Annotated in this window: 20 protein-coding genes and 1 tRNA gene; 5 read left to right on the forward strand and 16 right to left on the reverse strand. The window is 66.5% G+C overall.

What is annotated here, in order from left to right; all coding sequences use genetic code 11:
• Positions 1–109: 109 nt before the first annotated feature.
• The 10 genes from rplT to FB600_RS18650 all read right to left on the reverse strand — a co-directional run bounded on the left by rplT (position 110) and on the right by FB600_RS18650 (position 8,991).
• A complete protein-coding gene (rplT, locus tag FB600_RS18600) occupies positions 110–469 on the reverse strand; it encodes a 50S ribosomal protein L20 (RefSeq protein WP_004192938.1) in 360 nt (119 codons plus the stop codon).
• A 29-nt stretch (positions 470–498) separates the two neighbouring features.
• Positions 499–696 (reverse strand): 50S ribosomal protein L35, encoded by a 198-nt coding sequence (rpmI, locus tag FB600_RS18605; RefSeq protein WP_004191477.1) that lies wholly within the window; start codon positions 694–696, stop codon positions 499–501.
• A 188-nt stretch (positions 697–884) separates the two neighbouring features.
• Positions 885–1,409, reverse strand: coding sequence for a translation initiation factor IF-3 (infC, locus tag FB600_RS18610; protein WP_080562332.1), 525 nt, complete (start codon positions 1,407–1,409; stop codon positions 885–887).
• Between the two features lie 49 nt (positions 1,410–1,458).
• Entirely contained in the window at positions 1,459–3,366 is a 1,908-nt protein-coding gene (thrS, locus tag FB600_RS18615; RefSeq protein ID WP_096749162.1) for a threonine--tRNA ligase, read from the reverse strand.
• A 250-nt stretch (positions 3,367–3,616) separates the two neighbouring features.
• Positions 3,617–3,693, reverse strand: a tRNA-Val gene (locus FB600_RS18625).
• 88 nt (positions 3,694–3,781) lie between these two features.
• A complete protein-coding gene (locus FB600_RS18630) occupies positions 3,782–6,016 on the reverse strand; it encodes a RelA/SpoT family protein (RefSeq protein ID WP_098154153.1) in 2,235 nt (744 codons plus the stop codon).
• A 30-nt stretch (positions 6,017–6,046) separates the two neighbouring features.
• Positions 6,047–6,400, reverse strand: a complete 354-nt coding sequence (locus FB600_RS18635) for a RidA family protein (protein WP_013697753.1) — start codon at positions 6,398–6,400, stop codon at positions 6,047–6,049.
• An 81-nt stretch (positions 6,401–6,481) separates the two neighbouring features.
• Positions 6,482–7,381, reverse strand: a complete 900-nt coding sequence (locus FB600_RS18640; RefSeq protein ID WP_096749164.1) for an alpha/beta fold hydrolase — start codon at positions 7,379–7,381, stop codon at positions 6,482–6,484.
• Between the two features lie 262 nt (positions 7,382–7,643).
• Positions 7,644–8,285 (reverse strand): CoA transferase subunit B, encoded by a 642-nt coding sequence (locus tag FB600_RS18645; RefSeq protein WP_096749165.1) that lies wholly within the window; start codon positions 8,283–8,285, stop codon positions 7,644–7,646.
• Between the two features lies 1 nt (position 8,286).
• On the reverse strand, positions 8,287–8,991 hold the full coding sequence (locus tag FB600_RS18650; RefSeq protein WP_025098703.1) for a CoA transferase subunit A: 705 nt from the start codon (positions 8,989–8,991) through the stop codon (positions 8,287–8,289).
• A 222-nt stretch (positions 8,992–9,213) separates the two neighbouring features.
• Between FB600_RS18650 and FB600_RS18655 the strand changes: the two genes are divergently transcribed.
• Complete coding sequence (locus tag FB600_RS18655) at positions 9,214–9,759, forward strand: PAS and helix-turn-helix domain-containing protein (RefSeq protein ID WP_105821257.1); 546 nt, start codon at positions 9,214–9,216, stop codon at positions 9,757–9,759.
• A gap of 60 nt (positions 9,760–9,819) precedes the next feature.
• Here FB600_RS18655 and FB600_RS18660 read toward each other — a convergent pair whose 3' ends face one another.
• Both FB600_RS18660 and FB600_RS18665 read right to left on the reverse strand, forming a co-directional pair.
• Positions 9,820–10,251: an acyl-CoA thioesterase gene (locus FB600_RS18660; protein ID WP_013697748.1), complete on the reverse strand. Its 432-nt coding sequence runs from the start codon at positions 10,249–10,251 to the stop codon at positions 9,820–9,822.
• Between the two features lie 33 nt (positions 10,252–10,284).
• Complete coding sequence (locus tag FB600_RS18665) at positions 10,285–11,061, reverse strand: SDR family oxidoreductase (protein WP_025098705.1); 777 nt, start codon at positions 11,059–11,061, stop codon at positions 10,285–10,287.
• A gap of 169 nt (positions 11,062–11,230) precedes the next feature.
• On the opposite strand from FB600_RS18665, the gene FB600_RS18670 reads away from it, so the two are divergent.
• The gene (locus FB600_RS18670; protein WP_098154155.1) at positions 11,231–12,904 is read left to right on the forward strand and encodes an electron transfer flavoprotein-ubiquinone oxidoreductase; all 1,674 of its coding nucleotides are present in this window, start codon (positions 11,231–11,233) and stop codon (positions 12,902–12,904) included.
• 127 nt (positions 12,905–13,031) lie between these two features.
• Here FB600_RS18670 and aroC read toward each other — a convergent pair whose 3' ends face one another.
• The 3 genes from aroC to FB600_RS18685 all read right to left on the reverse strand — a co-directional run bounded on the left by aroC (position 13,032) and on the right by FB600_RS18685 (position 16,891).
• A complete protein-coding gene (gene aroC / locus FB600_RS18675) occupies positions 13,032–14,132 on the reverse strand; it encodes a chorismate synthase (RefSeq protein ID WP_098154156.1) in 1,101 nt (366 codons plus the stop codon).
• A 170-nt stretch (positions 14,133–14,302) separates the two neighbouring features.
• Positions 14,303–16,237: an MFS transporter gene (locus tag FB600_RS18680; protein ID WP_096750617.1), complete on the reverse strand. Its 1,935-nt coding sequence runs from the start codon at positions 16,235–16,237 to the stop codon at positions 14,303–14,305.
• 183 nt (positions 16,238–16,420) lie between these two features.
• Positions 16,421–16,891 carry a CBS domain-containing protein gene (locus tag FB600_RS18685; RefSeq protein ID WP_013697743.1) on the reverse strand — a complete coding sequence of 157 codons (471 nt, stop codon included), beginning with the start codon at positions 16,889–16,891 and terminating at the stop codon, positions 16,421–16,423.
• A gap of 225 nt (positions 16,892–17,116) precedes the next feature.
• On the opposite strand from FB600_RS18685, the gene FB600_RS18690 reads away from it, so the two are divergent.
• Positions 17,117–17,437 carry an Mpo1-like protein gene (locus FB600_RS18690; protein WP_025098709.1) on the forward strand — a complete coding sequence of 107 codons (321 nt, stop codon included), beginning with the start codon at positions 17,117–17,119 and terminating at the stop codon, positions 17,435–17,437.
• Positions 17,438–17,557: 120 nt separating this feature from the next.
• Here the strand turns inward: FB600_RS18690 and FB600_RS18695 are convergent, their stop codons facing one another.
• Complete coding sequence (locus FB600_RS18695; RefSeq protein WP_098181030.1) at positions 17,558–18,871, reverse strand: YihY family inner membrane protein; 1,314 nt, start codon at positions 18,869–18,871, stop codon at positions 17,558–17,560.
• 84 nt (positions 18,872–18,955) lie between these two features.
• Here FB600_RS18695 and wrbA point away from each other — a divergent pair, with 84 nt between their 5' ends.
• Positions 18,956–19,564, forward strand: a complete 609-nt coding sequence (gene wrbA, locus FB600_RS18700) for an NAD(P)H:quinone oxidoreductase (RefSeq protein WP_096749169.1) — start codon at positions 18,956–18,958, stop codon at positions 19,562–19,564.
• Complete coding sequence (locus FB600_RS18705) at positions 19,561–20,043, forward strand: DUF2069 domain-containing protein (protein WP_098154158.1); 483 nt, start codon at positions 19,561–19,563, stop codon at positions 20,041–20,043. The genes wrbA and FB600_RS18705 overlap by 4 nt, the downstream gene beginning before the upstream one ends.
• The last annotated feature ends 27 nt before the right edge of the window (positions 20,044–20,070 follow it).

Genomic DNA, 20,070 nt, shown 5'->3' on the forward strand with positions numbered 1-20,070 from the left:
GAATCGCTCGATCCAACAAAAACGGGGCTCGGATGAGCCCCGTTTTCGCTGCAGCGGCCGTGACTACCGGATCCTCGCTGCAACTGACCACGCAGTGCTAATTTCGCAATTAGGCTGCAACGGCGGCTTTCACCTGCTTGACGATCGCGGCAAAAGCAGCCTTGTCGAACACCGCCATATCGGCCAGCACCTTACGGTCGAGTTCGATCGAAGCCTTCTTCAGGCCGTTGATGAACACGCTGTAGGTCATGTCGTGCTGACGAACTGCCGCATTGATACGCGTGATCCACAGTGCGCGGAACACACGCTTCTTGTTGCGACGGTCGCGATAAGCGTACTGACCGGCACGCATCACCGCCTGCTTGGCGATGCGGTAGACGTTATTGCGGCGACCGCGATAACCCTTGGCCAGGTTGATGATCTTCTTGTGACGGGCCCGCGCGGTTACCCCACGTTTGACTCGAGGCATGTTTCTCTCCTTGGAGTATCAGTTAGGGGTTACGCGAACGGGAGCATCGCGCGGACGGAGTTCAGATCGGAATCATGAACTGCCGTTGCGCCGCGCAGGTGACGCTTGTTCTTCGTGGTTTTCTTGGTCAGGATGTGACGCTTGAAGGCTTGACCGCGCTTGACGGTACCGCCCGGACGCACCACGAAGCGCTTCGCAGCGCTCTTCTTGGTCTTCATCTTAGGCATAACAACTCCAGTTTATTAGATGGAGGTGGGTGTGCGGCTGGCTTGCGCCCTGGCTCCGCCCTTTGAAACCCAGTCCACTTGTGTACGACGCGCACACTGCTCGCGCGTCGTCATGTTGGCGAGCCGCCCTGCCGGGCCACCCGCCGAACTTCGTGCTGGCCGCCGTGCCGGGCACGGCGGCCTCGCGATCACTTCTTCTTCTTCGGAGCGAGCACCATGATCATCTGGCGCCCTTCCATCTTCGGCATCTGCTCGACCTGGCCGAACTCGTCGAGATCGGTACGCAGGCGTTCCAGCATGCGCATGCCGATTTCCTGGTGAGCCATTTCGCGGCCGCGGAAACGCAACGTGATCTTCGTCTTGTCGCCTTCCTCGAGGAAACGCGTCAGGTTGCGAAGCTTGACGTTGTAGTCACCGTCGTCGGTACCCGGGCGGAACTTCACTTCCTTGACCTGGATGACCTTCTGTTTCAGCTTCGCCTCGTGCTGCTTCTTCGATTCCTGGTACTTGAACTTGCCGTAATCCATCAGACGGCAAACGGGGGGGACGGCCTGCGGCGCGATCTCCACCAGATCAACATCCAGCTCTTCCGACTTGCGAAAGGCATCGGCGAGTTTCACGATGCCGATGGGCTCCCCATCGACTCCGACCAGACGCACTTCCGGCGCATTGATTTCACCGTTGATGCGATGCGACGACTTATCAGTAGCGATGTTACGTTTCCTCTAAAAATTAAAAAAACGAGCCGCGCTGCCAGGGCGGTTACTTGAACGCCCGCAGATCCTGCTGCAGACGCTCAACGAAGGCTTCGACCGGCATTACGCCAAGATCGACGCCGCCACGGGCACGCACGGCTACCGTTTGTGCTTCACGCTCCTTGTCGCCTGCCACCAGCAGGTACGGCACTTTTTCGAGCGTGTGCTCGCGTATTTTATAGCTAATCTTCTCGTTGCGCAAATCGGCCTCAACCCTAAGCCCTTGTTTTTGCAACGATTGGCTCAGCGACCGTACATATTCGGCTTGATTTTCCGCAATATTCATCACCACGACCTGCACCGGAGCCAGCCAGGACGGCATCGCGCCGGCATGGTGCTCGATCAGGATCCCGAGGAAACGCTCCATCGAGCCGACGATCGCCCGGTGCAGCATGACAGGCCGGCGGCGGCTGTTGTCCTCGGCGACATACTCGGCGCCGAGCCGCTCCGGCAGGACCATGTCCAGCTGCAGCGTGCCGCATTGCCAGGAGCGACCGAGCGCGTCCTTGATGTGGTACTCGATCTTCGGGCCGTAGAAAGCGCCCTCGCCCGGCAGTTCTTCCCATTCCAGGCCGCAGGCGGTCAGCGCATCGCGCAGGCCCTGCTCGGCACGGTCCCAGGTCTCGTCCGTGCCGGCGCGCTGGTCAGGGCGCAGCGACAGCTTGATCGAGATCTGATCGAACCCGAAATCCTTGTAGACGCTCATCGCGAGTTCGTTGAACGCGATCGACTCGGAGATGAACTGCTCCTCGGTACAGAAGATGTGCGCATCGTCCTGCACGAAGCCGCGCACGCGCATCAGGCCATGCAGCGCGCCCGAGGCTTCGTTGCGGTGGCACGAGCCGAACTCGGCATAGCGCAGCGGCAGGTCGCGGTACGAGCGCAGGCCGTGGTTGAACACCTGGACGTGGCCCGGACAGTTCATCGGCTTGATCGCGTAGTCGCGCTTCTCCGATTCGGTCGTGAACATGTTCTCGCGATAGTTCTGCCAGTGGCCCGAGGCCTCCCACAGCGAGCGATCCATGATCATCGGCGTCTTGATCTCGAGATAACCGGCCTCGTTCACGCGACGGCGCATGTACTGCTCGACCTGCTGCCAGAGCGTCCAGCCCTTCGGGTGCCAGAACACCATGCCCGGCGACTCCTCCTGCATGTGGAACAGGTCGAGCTGCTTGGCGAGCTTGCGGTGGTCGCGCTTTTCCGCTTCCTCGAGCATGTGCAGGTAGGCTTCCTGGTCTTCCTTCTTCGCCCAGGCCGTGCCGTAGATGCGCTGCAGCTGCTCGTTCTTCGAGTCGCCGCGCCAGTAGGCGCCCGCCACCTTCATCAGCTTGAACACCTTGAGCTTGCCGGTAGACGGCACGTGCGGGCCGCGGCAGAGGTCGGTGAAGCCGCCATGCGAATAGAGCTTGATCTCGTCGCTAGACGGGATCGACTCGATGATCTCGGCCTTGTACTTCTCGCCGATGCCGCGGAAATACTCGGCCGCCTCCTCGCGCGACACCACGCGGCGCGAGACCGGCTCGTCCTTCTTGGCGAGTTCCTGCATGCGCTTCTCGATCTTCTCGAGATCCTCGGGCGTAAACGGCCGGCTGTAGGAGAAGTCGTAGTAGAAGCCGTTGTCGATCACCGGCCCGATCGTGACCTGCGCCTCAGGGAACAGCTCCTTGACGGCATAGGCCAGCAGGTGGGCGGTCGAGTGACGGATGATCTCGAGGCCGTCGGCGTCCTTGTCGGTCACGATCGCCAGCGACGCGTCGCGATCGATCAGCGCCGAGGTGTCGACCAGTTCGCCGTCGAGCTTGCCGCCGAGCGCGGCCTTCGCGAGGCCGGGGCCGATCGATGCGGCCACTTCGGCGACTGTCACCGGATGCTCGTATTGTCGAACTGAGCCGTCGGGCAGGCGTATCGAAACCATGGCTATCTCCGTGTGATGCCGGTAGGGTGCGGCAGCAATGAGTTAAAAATCGACCAAAAAAAATGCGGCCCCGCTTTCGAGGGGCCGCATTCCGGTGCATCCAAACCACAGGCGAAAACGTTCCTCGACTAGCGCCGCTCCGAAATGCCTTCGGTCAACGTTCGCGGTGTCATAACCGTATTCGCCTTGTGCGTAGAGAAGTGTCTACCGCCACCCCAGCGCATGAAACTTCACTGGAGCCGATTGTCGTTGGTAGGCTCGATTGGATTCGAACCAACGACCCCCACCATGTCAAGGTGGTGCTCTAACCAACTGAGCTACGAGCCTGGAGAAACGAGATTATATGGACCTTTTTCCGGGCAGGCAAGCTTTTTGTGCAAAGCGGCAGACCAGCCGCCCCGCCTTCACGCCGCCCTCAGGTCTTGCGCGAGGCCCGCACCACGCCCGGCACCTCGCCGAGCAGCGTGCAGGCGCGCTGCACCTGCGCCGAATTCGAGACCTCGACGGTAAACTGCATGACCGCCGCATTGCGCCGGCTCTGCGTCTTCACGCCGATCACGTTCATCTTCTCGCGCGCGAACACTTCCGAAATGTCGCGCAGCAACCCCTGCCGATCACTCGCGTCGATCATCAGATCGACCGGGTAGACCGAGGCGCCGCGCCCACCCAGCACGTCGGCCGACCAGGTGGTCTGCAACACGCGTTCGGGCGCGCGCTCGGACATGCGGCGAAACGTCGCACAATCGCTGCGATGGATCGACATGCCCTTGCCGCGCGTGACGAAGCCACTGATCGGATCGGGCGGCGCCGGCCGGCAGCAGCGCGCGAGCTGGGTCAGCAGCGCGTCGACGCCGACCACCAGCACGCCCGTCGAGGCACCGTGCGCCACGCTGGCGCCGCTGCTGCGCTTCTCGAACCGCTCGGGCACCTCGATCTCGGGCTCGGGCGGCGGCGCATCGGACAGCGCCTGCTCGATATTGCGCAAGCTGAACTCTTCCTTGCCGACCGCCGCGAACAGTTCCTCGGGCGCCTTGAACCCGAGCCGCGCGGCCAGGCTGTCGAGGCTCACCGAGGTCTTGCCCTCGCGCTGCAAGGTCTTTTCCACCTGCGCGCGGCCGCGCGTGATGATTTCCTGCTGGTCGATCAGGTTGAACCAGGCACGCACCTTCTGCCGCGCCCGGCCGCTCTGCAGATAGCCGAGCTGCGGGTTCAACCAGTCGCGCGAGGGTCCACCCTCCTTGACCGCGACGATCTCCACCGTCTGCCCGTTCGCCAGCGGCGTGTTGAGCGGCACCATCGCGCCGTCGACTCGCGCGCCGCGGCAGCGGTGCCCCAGCTCGCTGTGCAGGTGATAGGCGAAATCGACGGCCGTCGCGCCGTGCGGCAGCGCGATCACGCGCGCCTGCGGCGTCAGCACGTAGATGTGGTCGTCGTCGAGCGAGGTCTCGCGCAATTGCGCCCAGGCCTCGTTGCCGGCGCTCTCGGAAGAGCCGTCGGCGATCTCGTCCTTCCAGGCCAGCAACTGCCGCAGCCAGGCGATCTTCTCGTCGTACTTGTCGCTGGCCGAGAACTGGCCGCCGTAACCGCGCGTGCCGGCCTCCTTGTAGCGCCAGTGCGCGGCCACGCCGTACTCGGCGAAGCGGTGCATCTCCTGGGTGCGGATCTGCACCTCGAAGGCACGACCGTCGTCGCCGATCACCACCGTATGCAGCGACTTGTAGCCGTTCGGCTTGGGGCGCGAGATGTAGTCGTCGAACTCGCGCGGCACCGGCTGCCACAGATGATGGACGATGCCCAGCACCGCGTAGCAATCCTTGATGTCGGGGACGATCACGCGAAACGCGCGCACGTCGTAGAGCTCGGAGAAATCGAGCTCCTTGCCGCGCATCTTGCGCCAGATGCTGTAGATGTGCTTCGGTCGGCCGCTGACTTCGGCCGGGATCTGCGCGGCGGCCAGCTCCTGCTCGAGTCGCGCGATGGCCTGCGTGACATAGGCTTCGCGCTCGACGCGCTTCTCGTCGAGCAGCTTGGCGATGCGCTTGTAGGTGACCGGATCCTCGAAGCGGAAGGCGAGATCCTCGAGCTCCCACTTCAGTTGCCAGATGCCGAGCCGGTTGGCCAGCGGCGCGTAGATCTCGAGCGTCTCGCGCGCCACGTCGGGCGGCGGCTCGATCTTGGCGGCCGCGTAATAGCGCAGCGACTGCAGGCGCGAGGCGAGCCGGATGACCACCACCCGGATGTCCTGGGCGAAGGCCAGCAGCATCTTGCGCAGCGCCTCGATCTGCGCGCGGCGCTCGGCCTGCGCGTCGCGGTTGCCCTCGGGCACCTGCTTGGCGGCCATCAGGCTGACCGTGCCGAGTCGCAGCAGCTTGCGCACGTCGGCCACCAGCCGGGCGACCTCTTCGCCGAAACGCTGCGCGATCTCGGTTTCGGGATCGCTCAGGTGCGGCGTCAGCGCGAACAGCGCGGCGGCGCGCACCGCCTGCGGATCGACGTTGAGCGTGCGCATCAACGCAACCGTGCCGGCCGCGTGATCGACGAGCCGCTCGCCCGAGGACAGGCAGGCCTCGCCCGCGTGCTCGCGCACGAAGGCGAGCACGTCCTCGAACTCGGGCGACACGGTGGCCGCGGAAACGGAATCGAGATTCATCGACGGACCGGCTGGGAAATCACGAAACGCTCAGCTCTTCTGCGCGGCGACCACCACCACCTCAACCAGGCAGGCCGGGTTCGCGAGCTTGGCCTCGACGGTCGCGCGCGGCGGCGTGGCGCCCTGCACCACCCAGCCTTCCCAGACTTCGTTCATGGCCGGGAAATTGGCCATGTCGGTGATGTAGATCTGCACCGACAGCAGGTTGGCCTTGTCGCTGTTCACTTCGGCCAGCAGGCGGTCGATATGGCCCAGCACTTCCCGCGTCTGGCCCTTGATGTCCTGGTTCGTGTCCTCGGCGATCTGGCCGGCGAGGTAGACGGTGCCGTTGTAGACCGCGGTTTCGGAAAGACGGGGACCGACGTGGTGACGGATGACTGCCATGGAAATTCCCGGAAAGTGGTGAAGGAAGGCGGCCGGCGCCTCGGGCGGCATTCGCCCGGGGCGCTGCGGCCGAACTGCATATTATGACGCGTCCTGGTCGAAAAAACGGCAGGCGATCGTAATCTGTGCCGGATCGAGGAAGGCCGGCGCGTGGCCGACGCCGGGAATCTCGACGCTCGACACGGCCTGGCCGCGCGCCTTCATGTCCTCGACGGTCCGTGCCGAGAGCAGGTCCGATTCGGCGCCGCGCACCACCAGCACCGGCCCGGCGAAGGCCTCGAACGAGCGCCACAGCACCGCCTCGCCGGCCGCCGCCTGCTCGGGCGTGGTGGCGCGGAACGGCTCGGCGATGCGCGGATCGTAGCGCACGCGCCAGCCGCCCTGCTCGGCATCCGGGCGCAGCAGCGGCGCATTGATCTCGCGCCATTGCTCGTCCGACAGCGGCCCGAACGAGGCCGCCAGCGAAGCCAGATGGTCGATGCCGGCCTGCTCCGATTCGAAATGGACGTCCTTGCCCAGGTACTCGCCGATCCGCGTCAGCGAGTCGGGCTCGATGCGCGGGCCGACGTCGTTGATCAGCATGCGCGCGATCGGCGTGCCGGGCAGCCCGCCGAGCAGCATGCCGATCAGGCCGCCCATCGAGGTACCGAACCAGTCCACCCGCTCGACATCGAGCCGCGCGATCAGGGTGACCATGTCGGCCACGTATTGCGGCAGGCCATAGAGGCGCGGATCGGCCAGCCAGCCCGAGCGCCCGCGGCCCGCCACGTCGGGGCAGACCACGCGATAGCGATCCGCAAGCGCCAGCGCGAGCCGGTCGAAATCGCGGCCGGAACGCGTCAGTCCATGCACGCAGACCAGCACGCGCGGATTGTCGGGATCACCCCATTCGGTATAGGCGAGCCGGTGCAGGCCCGCCGGGCTCGCGCATTGCAGGTGGCGCTCGCGCGGCGTGGCGGAAGGCGGAAGGGAATCGGGCATCGACGCGTCCTCGCGTTGGGCCGGCCGGGCCGGCGGACCGGCGGGCCCGGAACGGCCCGCGCGCAGACCGGGTCGATTCTAAACCGCTTCGATCGCGGCTTGCGCCCGGAACCGGGCGCGGCCTCGGTGGCGGCGGCGGGCACATACGGCACGCAACACACAAGGCCAACCCAAACAAAACGCCCCGCGTCGAACCGATCGCGGGGCGTTGCTCACCGGCATGCGTCGCCGGGCGGCGACACCGGAGCGACCTCGATTTCGCTCAGGACACCGCGCTGACGTCCAGCGGCGCGCCCGTCTTGGCCTTGATCTCGTCGACGCTCACGCCCTCGGCCAGCTCGACCAGCTTGAGGCCGGCCTCGGTCACCTCGATCACGCCGAGATCGGTGATGATGATGTCCACCACGCCCACGCCCGTGAGCGGCAGGTTGCATTCCTCGAGGATCTTGTGCTGGTCGCCCTTCGCGACGTGCTCCATCAGCACCACCACGCGCTTGACGCCGGCCACCAGGTCCATCGCGCCGCCCATGCCCTTGATCATCTTGCCGGGGATCATCCAGTTCGCCAGGTCGCCGTTCTTGCTGACCTGCATCGCGCCGAGGATCGCCAGGTTGATGTGGCCGCCGCGGATCATCGCGAACGAATCGGCCGAGGAGAAGATCGAGGAGCCCGGCAGGGTCGTCACGGTCTGCTTGCCGGCATTGATCAGGTCCGCGTCGATTTCCTCCTCGGTCGGCGAGGGGCCGATGCCGAGCAGGCCGTTCTCCGATTGCAGCCAGACCTCGACGCCGGCCGGTACATGGTTGGCCACCAGGGTCGGCAGGCCGATGCCGAGGTTCACGTAGAAGCCGTCGCGCAGTTCCTTCGCCGCGCGCGCGGCCATCTGGTCACGATTCCAAGCCATGTCAGTCTCCTTTTGCGCGCACCACGCGTTGTTCGATGCGTTTTTCCGGCGTCGCGTTCAGCACCAGGCGCTGCACGAAGATCCCCGGCGTATGGATGTGGTCCGGATCGAGCTCGCCGTTCTCGACGATCTCCTCGACTTCCGCCACCGTGATGCGTCCCGCCATCGCGCACATCGGGTTGAAGTTGCGCGCGGTGCGGCGATAGATCAGGTTGCCCGACTTGTCGGCCTTCCAGGCCTTGACCAGGGCGACGTCGGCCGTCAGCGAGGGTTCCAGCACGTAGTGCTTGTCGCCGAACTGACGCGTTTCCTTGCCCTCGGCGATCACGGTGCCGAAGCCGGTATTGGTGAAGAACGCCGGGATCCCGGCGCCGCCGGCGCGCAGCTTCTCGGCCAGGGTGCCCTGCGGCGTGAATTCCAGCTCGAGCTCGCCGGCCAGGTACTGGCGCTCGAACTCCTTGTTCTCGCCCACGTAGGACGAGATCATCTTGCGGATCTGCCGCGTCTCGAGCAGCAGGCCGAGGCCGAAGCCGTCGACGCCGGCGTTGTTGCTGATGCAGGTGATGCCGTTCACGCCACTGTCACGCAGCGCGGCGATCAGCGCCTCAGGGATGCCGCACAGGCCGAAGCCGCCGACCGCGAAGGTCTGGCCGTCCGCGACGATGCCCTCGAGCGCGGCAGCCGCGCCTGGGTAGATCTTGTTCATGTTTCTGTCCCTTCCTCTATGGAAACCAGCTGAACCGGTTCGCGATGCGCGACGAACCCGCCGCATCATTCTAGACAGGCCTCGATGACCCTGCCTTGAAGGCCGGCCACCGGGGACGTCACTGCTGGAAAGGGTACGATGGCCGGCCGATGCGGCACAATACGCAAAAATACATAAGCGTTCGCCGCAGGCGCGGAGAACGCGCCCGACCACTTCCGCCCGATGCCCGAACTCGACTACCAGACCGCCTTCCATCTCGCCCCGATCGGGCTCGTGCTGTCGCGCGACCGCGTGATCGAGGACTGCAACGACGCGCTGGCCACCATGTTCCGCTGTCAGCGCGCCGACCTGATCGGCCAGTCGTATCGCGTGCTCTACCCCTCGCCGGACGAATTCCAGCGCATCGGCGAGCGGATCACCAAGGTGATGGGCGCGACCGGCAGCTATGCCGACGAGCGCATCATGAAGCGCGCCGACGGCGACCTGTTCTGGTGCCACGTGACCGGGCGCGCGCTCGAGCGCGCCGCGCCGCTGGCCGACGGCATCTGGACCTTCGAGGATCTGAGCGCGACGCGCCGGGTGGCCGTCGAGCTCACGCCGCGCGAACGCGAGATCGCCGCGCAACTGGCCACCGGCAAGACCAGCAAGCAGATCGGCCGGGTGCTGGAGATCAGCTCGCGCACGGTCGACATCTACCGGGCGCGGCTGATGCGCAAATACGGAACGGGAAACACCGCCGAGCTGATGCAGCGCCTGCTCGGCCAGTGAGGCCGCGGCCGGCGTGCCGCATCGGGCACGCCGTCACGGCGCGACGGAAGGAACGCCGGCTTACGCGACGCGCTGGCGCAGCGCCGATTCGATGGTCTCGCGCAGCAGCTCCGGCAGCGGCGTGGACTTGCCCAGCGCGTAGTCGACCCACACGCAGCGCGCGTTGCCGCGCGCATAGAGCTGGCTGGGATCGTCGGCGCGGCTCAGCTCGAAGCCGGTGTCGAAGCTGCTGCGGCCGGGCTTGGCGGCCGTCATCCGCGCGATCACGTCGCCCGGGTAGTGCAGCTGCTTGAGGAACTCCATGGAGGCGGTGACGATCACCGGCCCCTGCCCCTCGCCATTGCCGCCCGCGATGCCCAACTGCTCGAACCAGGAGATCCGGGCCTGCTCCATGTAGCGGAAATAGACCGTGTTGTTGACATGGCCGAACGCGTCCATGTCACCCCAGCGGATCGGCATCGACATTTCGAAAACGGGTACGTACTCGCTCATCTCACTGCTTCCCACGACAGACAAACAACCGCTTCATGCGAGCCCGAATCCGTCGTCGGCCGAGATGATCGAGCCGTTGACGAACTGCGACTCGTCGGCCGCCAGCAGCAAAAGCAGGCCGTCGAGATCCTGCGGTTTGCCGACCCGGCGCCGCGGCAGCATCGACTGCAGCTTCTGGCCCTGCTCGGTATCCCACAGGTAATGATTGATTTCGGTATCGATGTAGCCCGGGCAGATGGCGTTCACGTTGATGCCGTGGCGCCCCCATTCGTTGGCCATGGCGCGCGTCATGTGCACCACCGCGGCCTTGCTCATCGAGTACAGGCCGATCTGCGGCAGCACGCGCAGGCCCGCCACCGAGGCGATGTTGATGATCCGGTACGGCGGCTTGCCGTGGCCATTGCCGCGCATCATCATGCGCTTGGCCACTTCCTGGGCCACGAAGAACGCGCCGCGCGTGTTGGTATCGAACACGTAGCCGAAATCCTCGGGCGTCACATCGACCAGCTTCTGCATGGTCGAGACGCCGGAATTGTTGACCAGGATGTCGATCGTGCCGGCTTCCGTCTCGGCATGCGCGACCGCCGCGCGAATGCTCTGATGATCGGTCACGTCGAGCGAGACCACATGCGCCGCGCCGCCCGCCGCCTCGATCTGGGCGCGTAATTCCTTCAAGCGCTCGACCCGGCGGCTGGCGAGCACGATCTTCGCCCCCGCTTCCGACAACACCTGCGCGAAACGCTGGCCCAGGCCGCTGGACGCGCCCGTCACCATCGCCACCTTGCCTTCCAGATTGATCGAACGACCCATCACTGCTCCTTGCTGGATGGCCCGGCACGCAGCTTGCTGCCGGGCGTGAACCTTATCATATAAATAGAACGATCGTGCTAATCTGGCCGCATTCTGTTGCGGCAACCGTTTTATTTGGCCGACAATACGCTCCCAATTAAAAAGCATTCTAACGGTTAGAGGAACGCCAATGACCCCCGCAAGCCTCATCGAGCAATACGGTCCACGAGAATCGATGGAATACGACGTCGTGATCGTCGGCGGCGGCCCGGCCGGGCTGTCGGCGGCGATCCGCCTGAAGCAGCTGGCGGCCGGCAAAGGCGGCGAGATCAACGTCTGCGTGCTCGAGAAGGGCTCGGAAATCGGCGCCCACATCCTGTCGGGCGCCGTGATGGACCCGCGCGCGATCGGCGAACTGTTCCCCGACTGGAAGGAAAAAGGCGCGCCGCTCAGCGTGGAGGTGAGCGAGGACCGCTTCCTGTTCCTCTCGGAGACCGGCGCCAAGTCGGTGCCGAACTGGGCCCTGCCCGACAATTTCAAGAACCACGGCAACTACGTGATCAGCCTGGGCAACGTCACGCGCTGGCTCGGCCAGCAGGCCGAGGCGCTGGGCGTCGAGATCTTCCCGGGCTTCCCCGCCGCGGAAATCCTCTATCACGAGGACGGCTCGGTGAAGGGCGTGGCGACCGGCAACCTCGGCGTCGGCAAGGACGGCGAGCCGACCGAGAACTTCCAGCTCGGCATGGAACTGCACGCCAAGTACACGCTGTTCGCCGAAGGCTGCCGCGGCCACCTGGGCCGCCAGCTGATCGACCGATTCCGGCTCGACGCGAACAGCGACCCGCAAGCCTACGGGATCGGCATCAAGGAGCTCTGGGAGATCGACCCGGCCAAGCACAAGCCGGGCCTGGTGATCCACACCGCCGGCTGGCCGCTCGCCTCGGACACCTACGGCGGCTCCTTCCTGTATCACATGGACAACAACCAGGTGGTGGTCGGTTTCGTGGTCGGGCTCGGCTACAGCAACCCCTACCTGTCGCCGTTCGAGGAATTCCAGCGCTACAAGACGCACCCGGAAATCCGCAAGTTCCTGGAAGGCGGCAAGCGCGTGTCCTACGGCGCGCGCGCGATCACCGCGGGCGGGCTGGTGTCGCTGCCCAAGACGGTGTTCCCGGGCGGCGCGCTGATCGGCGACGACGCGGGCTTCCTGAACGCCTCGCGCATCAAGGGCAGCCATGCGGCGATCAAGACCGGCATGCTGGCCGCCGACGCGGCCTTCGAGGCGGTCCAGGCCGGCCGCGAGCGCGACGAGCTGGTGGCCTACCCGGAAGCCTTCAAGCAATCCTGGCTGCACACCGAGCTCTACAAGGCGCGCAACTTCAAGCAGTGGATGGCCAAGGGTCTCTACCTGGGCACGCTGATGGTCGGCCTCGAACAGAAGGTGCTGGGCGGCAACGTGCCCTGGACCCTGCATCACCAGCATGCCGACCACGAGATGCTGAAACCGGCCTCGCAGTGCACGCCGATCAGCTATCCGAAGCCCGACGGCAAGCTGACCTTCGACCGGCTCTCCTCGGTGTTCATCTCGAACACCAACCACGAGGAGAACCAGCCGGCCCACCTGACGCTGAAGGACGCCAGCGTGCCGGTCAACGTGAACCTGCACACCTATGCCGGGCCCGAGGCGCGCTTCTGCCCGGCCGCCGTCTACGAGTTCACCAAGAACGACGACGGCAGCGACCGCCTGGTGATCAACGCGCAGAACTGCGTGCACTGCAAGACCTGCGACATCAAGGATCCGACGCAGAACATCGTGTGGGTCACGCCGGAAGGCGGCGGCGGCCCGAACTACCCGAACATGTAAGCGGATCGGCCGGCCTCGGCGCCGGCCGCAAGTGAAAAGGGCATCGCGAAGCGAATCGCGATGCCCTTTTTTCATTGCCGCCGGTGCCGGGCGCCCTGCCCGGCGCGGGCCCTGGTGTATTGCGCTATTACGGCGCTTCCGGGGCGATCCTCGGCGTCTCGGTGACGACGTCGCCGCATTGCGCGCGATGGCGCAGCGCGTGATCGATCAGCACCAGCGCCAGCATCGATTCGGCGATCGGCGTGGCGCGAATGCCCACGCAGGGGTCGTGCCGGCCGAAGGTCTCGACCACGGCCGGCTCGCCGGCCTTGGTGATCGAGCGGCGCGGCGTGCGAATGCTGGAAGTCGGCTTGATGGCGATCGACACGGTCAGGTCCTGGCCGGTCGAGATTCCGCCGAGGATGCCGCCCGCGTGATTGCCGACGAAACCCTTCGGGGTCAGCTCGTCGCCGTGCTCCGAGCCGCGCTGGGCGACGCTGGCAAAGCCCGCGCCGATCTCCACGCCCTTCACCGCGTTGATGGCCATCATGGCGTGCGCGATATCGGCGTCGAGACGGTCGTAGAGCGGCTCGCCCCAGCCCACCGGCACGCCCGAGGCGACCACGTCGATGCGCGCGCCGATCGAGTCGCCGTCCTTGCGCAGCGCGTCCATGTAGTCCTCGAGCTGCGGGACGATCTCGGCGTTCGGCGCGAAGAAAGGGTTCTCGCGCACATGAGACCAATCGACGAACGGCACCTCGATCGCGCCGAGCGCGCTCATGTAGCCGCGCACCTCGATGCCGAAGCGCTCGCGCAACCACTTCTTCGCCACCGCGCCCGCACCGACGATCGGCGCAGTCAGGCGTGCCGAGGAACGGCCGCCGCCGCGATAGTCGCGGATGCCGTATTTCTGCCAGTAGGTGTAGTCGGCGTGGCCGGGGCGGAAGGTCTCGACGATATTGCCGTAGTCCTTGCTGCGCTGGTCGGTGTTGCGGATCAGCAGCGCGATCGGGGTGCCGGTGGTGCGTCCCTCGAACACGCCCGAGAGGATCTCGACCGCATCCGGCTCCTGGCGCTGCGTGACGTGACGCGAGGTGCCCGGCTTGCGACGATCGAGTTCGAGCTGGATGTCGGCTTCCGTCAGTTCCATTCCCGGCGGGCAGCCGTCGATCACGCAGCCGATCGCGGGACCGTGCGATTCGCCGAAGGTCGTGACAGTGAAAAGCTTGCCGAGGGTATTGCCGGACATGGGGAGCCGTTCCAGAGAAAAAGTCGGGGAAACCGCTATTATGCCAGCCGCCCCGGCCATCGCGGGAGGCGCGCCGCGCCGGGGCCGGTCGCGCGACCGGCCCTGCTTTCATGAAGCCTTCACTCGCGGCGACTCGGGCCGGCACGCAAGGCCCTGCCCCGGCCCGGCCCTTACTTGCGCGCGCCGCGCAGCTCGCTCACCGCCTGCTGCAGCATGTCGGGCGTGGCCGCCGAGGCCGCGATCGGCTCGCCGACCGCCAGCGTCAGCCGGCTCATCGCGCCCTTGCGGATCGGCCGCGGCCAGCGCGCATCGCCATGGCGCGAGAACCAGCTGCCCCACAGCCCGCGCAATGCCATCGGCACCACGGGCGCCTCGACGCGGCGCAGGATCTCGCTCACGCCGTGATGGAAGGTGTTGATGTCGCCGGTCTTGGTCAGCTTGCCTTCGGGGAAGATGCAGACCAGCTCGCCCTCCTTCAGCGCGACCTCGCAAGCCGCGTAGGCGCGCTCCAGCATGGCCGGATCCTCGTGGCGCGGCGCGATCGGGATCGCCTTGGCGTGGCGGAACGCCCAGCTCGCGAAGCGCGCGCGGAAGATCCGGTGATCCATCACGAAGCGGATCGGCCGCGGGCTGGCCGCGGCGATCACCAGCGCGTCGACATAGCTGACGTGGTTGCAGACCAGCACCGCCCCGGTGGTTTCGGGAATCCGCTCGGCATGCACCAGCCGGATCCGGTAGAAGGTATGCACCAGCACCCAGGCCACGAAGCGCAGCAGGAATTCGGGCACCAGCGAGTAGATATAGGTGGCGACCAGCACGTTGAGCAGGCCGGTGACCAGGAACAGGCCCGGGATGCCGACGCCGGCATGGGTCAGCGCCATCGCCATCAGCGCCGAGATCACCATGAACAGCGAATTGAGGATGTTGTTGGCGGCGATGATCCGCGCGCGATGGGTCGGCGCGCTGCGGCTCTGGATCAGGGCATAGAGCGGCACGCTGTAGAAGCCGCCGAACATGGCCAGCAGGAACAGGTCGGCCAGCACGCGCCAGTGGGCGGCCTGGCCGAGGAATTCGCCGACGCTGAGCAGGTGCGTCTGGGCCGGCAGCGCGTGGCTGGCGAAATACAGGTCGATCGCGAACACGCTGATGCCGATCGAGCCGAGCGGCACCAGGCCGATCTCGACGCGCCGCCGCGAGAGCCGCTCGCAGAGGATCGAGCCCAGGCCGATGCCGATCGAGAAAGTGGCCAGCAGCACCGTCACCACGTCGGGATTGGCCGACAGCACGTCCTTGGCGAAGCCGAAGAACGAGGTCAGGAAGGTCGCGCCGACGAACCACAGCCAGGAGATGCCCAGCAGGCTCAGGAACACGGTGCGGTTCTGCCCCGCCAGCTTCAGGTTGCGCCAGGTTTCGGAAACCGGGTTCCAGTTGATCTTCAGATCGGGCTGCGGCGCCGGCGTGTGCGGCACGCCCGAGGCCACCCCTCGCCCGATCACCGCGATCAGCACGCAGCTCACTGCCAGCAGCAGCTCGCCGCGCCCGTCGATGCCGGCCGCCGCGCCGCCGATGATGGTGCCGATCAGGATCGCGATGAAGGTGCCCATCTCGACCAGCCCGTTGCCGCCCACCAGCTCCTGGTCGCTCAGGTGCTGCGGCAGGTAGGAATACTTGACCGGGCCGAACAGCGTCGAATGCATGCCCATCATGAAGGTGCAGAGATAGAGCAGCGCCGCGGTATGGGTCACGAAGCCGGCCGCGCCCACCAGCATGAGCGCGATCTCGAAGCTCTTCACGAAGCGCGTGAGCCGCGCCTTGTCGTACTTGTCGGCGATCTGGCCCGAGGTGGCCGAGAACAGCATGAAGGGCAGGATGAACACCGCCGAGATCAGGAAGGCCGCCGTCTTCGGGTCGACGCCGCTGAATTTCGCGCTCTGGTAGGTGATCAGGGAGGTGAAGCCGATCTTGAAGACGTTGTCGTTCAGCGCGCCGAAGAACTGCGTGGCGAAGAATGGCGCGAAGCGCCGCTGACGAAGCAGATCGAACTGCGAGGTGTGGGCGTGGCGTTCGTTGCGCCGTTCGGTATTGGTGTGTGTTGAATCGCTCATGCGCTCGGGGCGCGCGGCTGCGACGCCGCACGCGCGGTCAGTGTCGGATCGAAAACGGCCGGCACGCTCGCGCATACCGGCCGTGAAAGGATGCGCGGCTCGCCAGCGCACCAGGAATGTCGGGGCCGCGCGGTTCGCCGCGGCGGCTTGCGGCGAACGCCATCGCGCCGCCGATGATTCAGTTCAGCTCGCCACCGGCTTGTGGTGGACCTCGCCGTCCGGCTCGGGCGGCCAGTCGCGGATATAGGCCTTGAGCATGCGATTCTCGAAGCTCTGCGCCTCCACCACCGTCTTGGCGACGTCGTAGAACGAGATCACGCCCATCAGCACGCGCTTCTCGAGCACCGGCATGTAGCGCGCGTGACGCTCGAGCATCATCCGGCGCACCTCGTTGACGTCCGTTTCCGGCGTGCAGGTGAGCGGATCGTCCATGACCTTGCGGACCTGCACGTCGCCGATCGCGCCGCCGTTTTCCTTCAGCCGCAGGATGATCTCGCGGAAGGTCAGGATGCCGACCAGGTCGCCATACTCCATCACGACCAGCGAGCCGATATCGCGCTCGGCCATCGTGTCGACTGCCTCGCGCAGCGGCATATCGGGCGTCACCGTGTACAGCGTGTTGCCCTTGACTTTCAGAATATCGCTGACGCGCATTCTCGCCCCCAAAAACTGGATGGTACTTAACCGGCCTCCGATGCTAGCGGAAAGCCCATCAAAAGGAAAGCGCGCGGCCCGCCGCACAAGCCGCCGCGGGCGATGCGCCGAGTGGGACAGTTCGCGGCGGGAAGCGGGCAAAATGGCGGCCGGTTGCGGACCGCCGGCCCTCGCCGCACAATGAAGCCTGCGTCGCGACGGGCATGCCGCCCGCGGGAGACAGACATGAGCCAGACCGCCCAGGGCGAACATTTTGCCAATTTCGCGCAGTTCTACCCGTTCTACCTCAACGAACACCGCAACCTGGTTTCCCGCCGCCTGCATTTCGTCGGCTCGCTGGGCGTGATCGGCTGCCTCGCGATGGCCGTCGCGACCGGTCACTGGGGCTGGCTGCCCGCCGCCGTCGTCTGCGGCTATGGCTTCGCCTGGGTCGGCCACTTCTTCTTCGAGAAGAATCGCCCGGCCACCTTCCGGCACCCGATCTACAGCCTGATGGGCGACTGGGTGATGTTCAAGGACATCTGCCTGGGTCGGATCTCCTTGTAAGGTCCGCGCCTCGGGCGGGTGCGGCACCGGCAGTCGATCGCGGGCCGTGTGCATTTCCCGCGGCTCCGAACAGCCGCGACGGCCGCCGGCCGCAAAACCTGGACCGTTTTCAGGCCGCGCTCAGGCCGTTTTCGGCGGCGCCGCGGCCGCGGCGCCGGCCTGCTCGCCGAGCTCCTCCGCCAGCGCCTCGCCGCGCCTCACCAGCAACTGCGCCAGCGTCGCCCCCTGCCGCTCGCCCGAGAGCGCCGCCACCAGCCGCTCGCCGTCGATCGAAGGCCGGCCGCGCTGCACCTGGTACAGCAGCTCGTCGCGATCGACCACGAAGGCATCGAACAGTTGCGACACCGTCAAACGCTCGGGATTGGCCAGCAGCACGTAGCGCGACACGGCAATGTCCCCGCCCTCCAGCCGCGCGACCCACTCTCGATCCTCCATCGCCGACAGCAGCCGCTGCGCGGTTTCCATGCCGCAGCGCACCATCACGGCCAGGCGCGCCGCCGAATGGCCCGGCTTGCCGGCCTCCTGCGCGTCGGCCAGGCGCGCCAGCAGGGCCAGCGCGTCGAGCAGGTCGCTGCCTGGGTAGTCCACCCGGTGGAACTGCCCGATCCGGATCACCGGCAGCGCCGAGGCCACCATCGCCCCCGCCAGCGTGATCAGCCAGCTCAGGTACATCCACAGCAGGAACAGCGGCACCGCCGCGAAGGCGCCATAGACGGCCGTGTAGGTCGGAATGCGCCGCACGTAATAACCGAAGCCGCGCTTGGCCAGCTCGAAGGCGATCGCCGCGCAGATCCCGCCCACCACGGCATCGCGCCAGGCCACCGTGCAATTCGGCAGATAGACATACAGCAGGGTGAAGGCCAGCACCGTCAGCGGCAGCGAGGCGGCCGTCAGCAGCCATTCGACCGAGGTGGTCGCGCCCGGCGCGCCGGCGATCGCCAGCGACTTGGTGAACAGGTAGGAGGAGATCGACAGGCTGATGCCGAACAGCAATGGCGCCAGCGTGATGAAGGCCCAGTAGGCCAGCACGCGCTGCGCGAACGGCCGCGACTTCCTCACGCGCCAGATCACGTTGAAGGCCGACTCGATGGTCATCATCGTCATCACCGAGGTGACCACCAGCACGATCAGGCCGGCCGTCGTCAGGCCCTTGGCCTTGGCCGAGAATTGGTTCAGGTACTTGAAGATCTGGTTGTTGATCTGGGCCGGCATCAGGTGGTCGGCCAGGAAGCCCTGCAGCGAGGACTGGAACGAGGAGAACATCGGGAAGGCCGTGAACAGCGCGAAGGCGACCGTCACCAGCGGCACCACCGCGAGGATCGTGGTGAAGGTCAGGCTGCCCGCGACCTGCGGAATACGGTCCTCGGCGCCGCGCTTCGCGGCGAATCGGGCAAGACGCCGGATCGTGACCAGATCAACACTCAGCTTCGGCAACGGCTTTCTCCTTCGGGCTGCAGGCGTGCCGCCACGCGTCGCGGCGGTCGCACCCCCTATAATAGCCGCTCACTCAAGAGGCTTATGAAAGACATCCTGGTGCTCTACTACAGCCGCCACGGCGCGACGCGCGAGCTGGCCCTGGCGATCGCCGCCGGCATCGACGCGGTGCCCGGCGCGCAGGCGCGGATCCGCACCGTGCCGCCCGTGTCCACCGTCTGCGAGGCCACGTCGCCCGAGATTCCGTCCGACGGCCCGCCCTACGCGGAGCTGCGCGACCTGGAGGAATGCTCGGGTCTGGCGCTCGGCTCGCCGACCCGCTTCGGCAACATGGCCGCGCCGCTCAAGTATTTCCTCGACGGCACCACGCCGCAATGGCTGTCGGGCGCGCTGGCCGGCAAGCCCGGCTGCGTGTTCACCTCCACCGGCAGCCTGCACGGCGGCCAGGAATCGACCTTGCTGTCGATGATGCTGCCGCTGCTGCACCACGGCATGCTGATCGTCGGCATCCCCTATACCGAAAGCGCGCTGACCACCACCGACGGCGGCGGCACGCCCTACGGCGCCTCGCATCACGCGCGCAGCGGCGCGCCGGCCTCGCGCCAGGGCATCTCGGCCGACGAGAAGACGCTGGCCGTCGCGCTCGGCAACCGGCTGGCACGCGCCGCGCTGCGCCTGGCCGATCCGCAATGAGCGCCCCGGCCGCCGCCCGCCCCGCCTTCGCGCTGGCCGCGGCCGGCTGCCTGGTCGCGCTGATCGCGCTGTCGATCGCCTGGGAGCTGTGGCTCGCGCCACTGCGTCCCGGCGGCTCGGCCCTGATGCTCAAGGCGGTGCCGCTCGCGCTGATGCTGCCGGGCGTGTGGCGGCGCAGCGTGTACACGCTGCAATGGGCGTCGATGCTGATCCTGCTCTATGTCGCCGAGGGCGTGGTGCGCGGCATGACCGACGGCGGACTGTCGGCGCGGCTCGGCTGGCTGGAGCTGCTGCTGGCGGCCGGCTTCTTCGCGGCCGCGCTGGCCTATGTGGCGCCCTTCAAGCGCGCGGCGAAGCAAGCGGCCAGACAGCACGCGACGCCCGCCGAAGCGCCGGCTGGCGCCGCCCGCCCCAAGGCCGGCGCAAGGCCGGCCCAGGCAGGCGACAATACGAAATCCGCGCGGCGCCGCCGCTCCTGATGCCGCGCCCCTCCCCTTCGAGACTCC

This window comes from Burkholderia sp. SJZ089 (assembly GCF_007828315.1).
Taxonomy (GTDB): domain Bacteria; phylum Pseudomonadota; class Gammaproteobacteria; order Burkholderiales; family Burkholderiaceae; genus Burkholderia; species Burkholderia gladioli.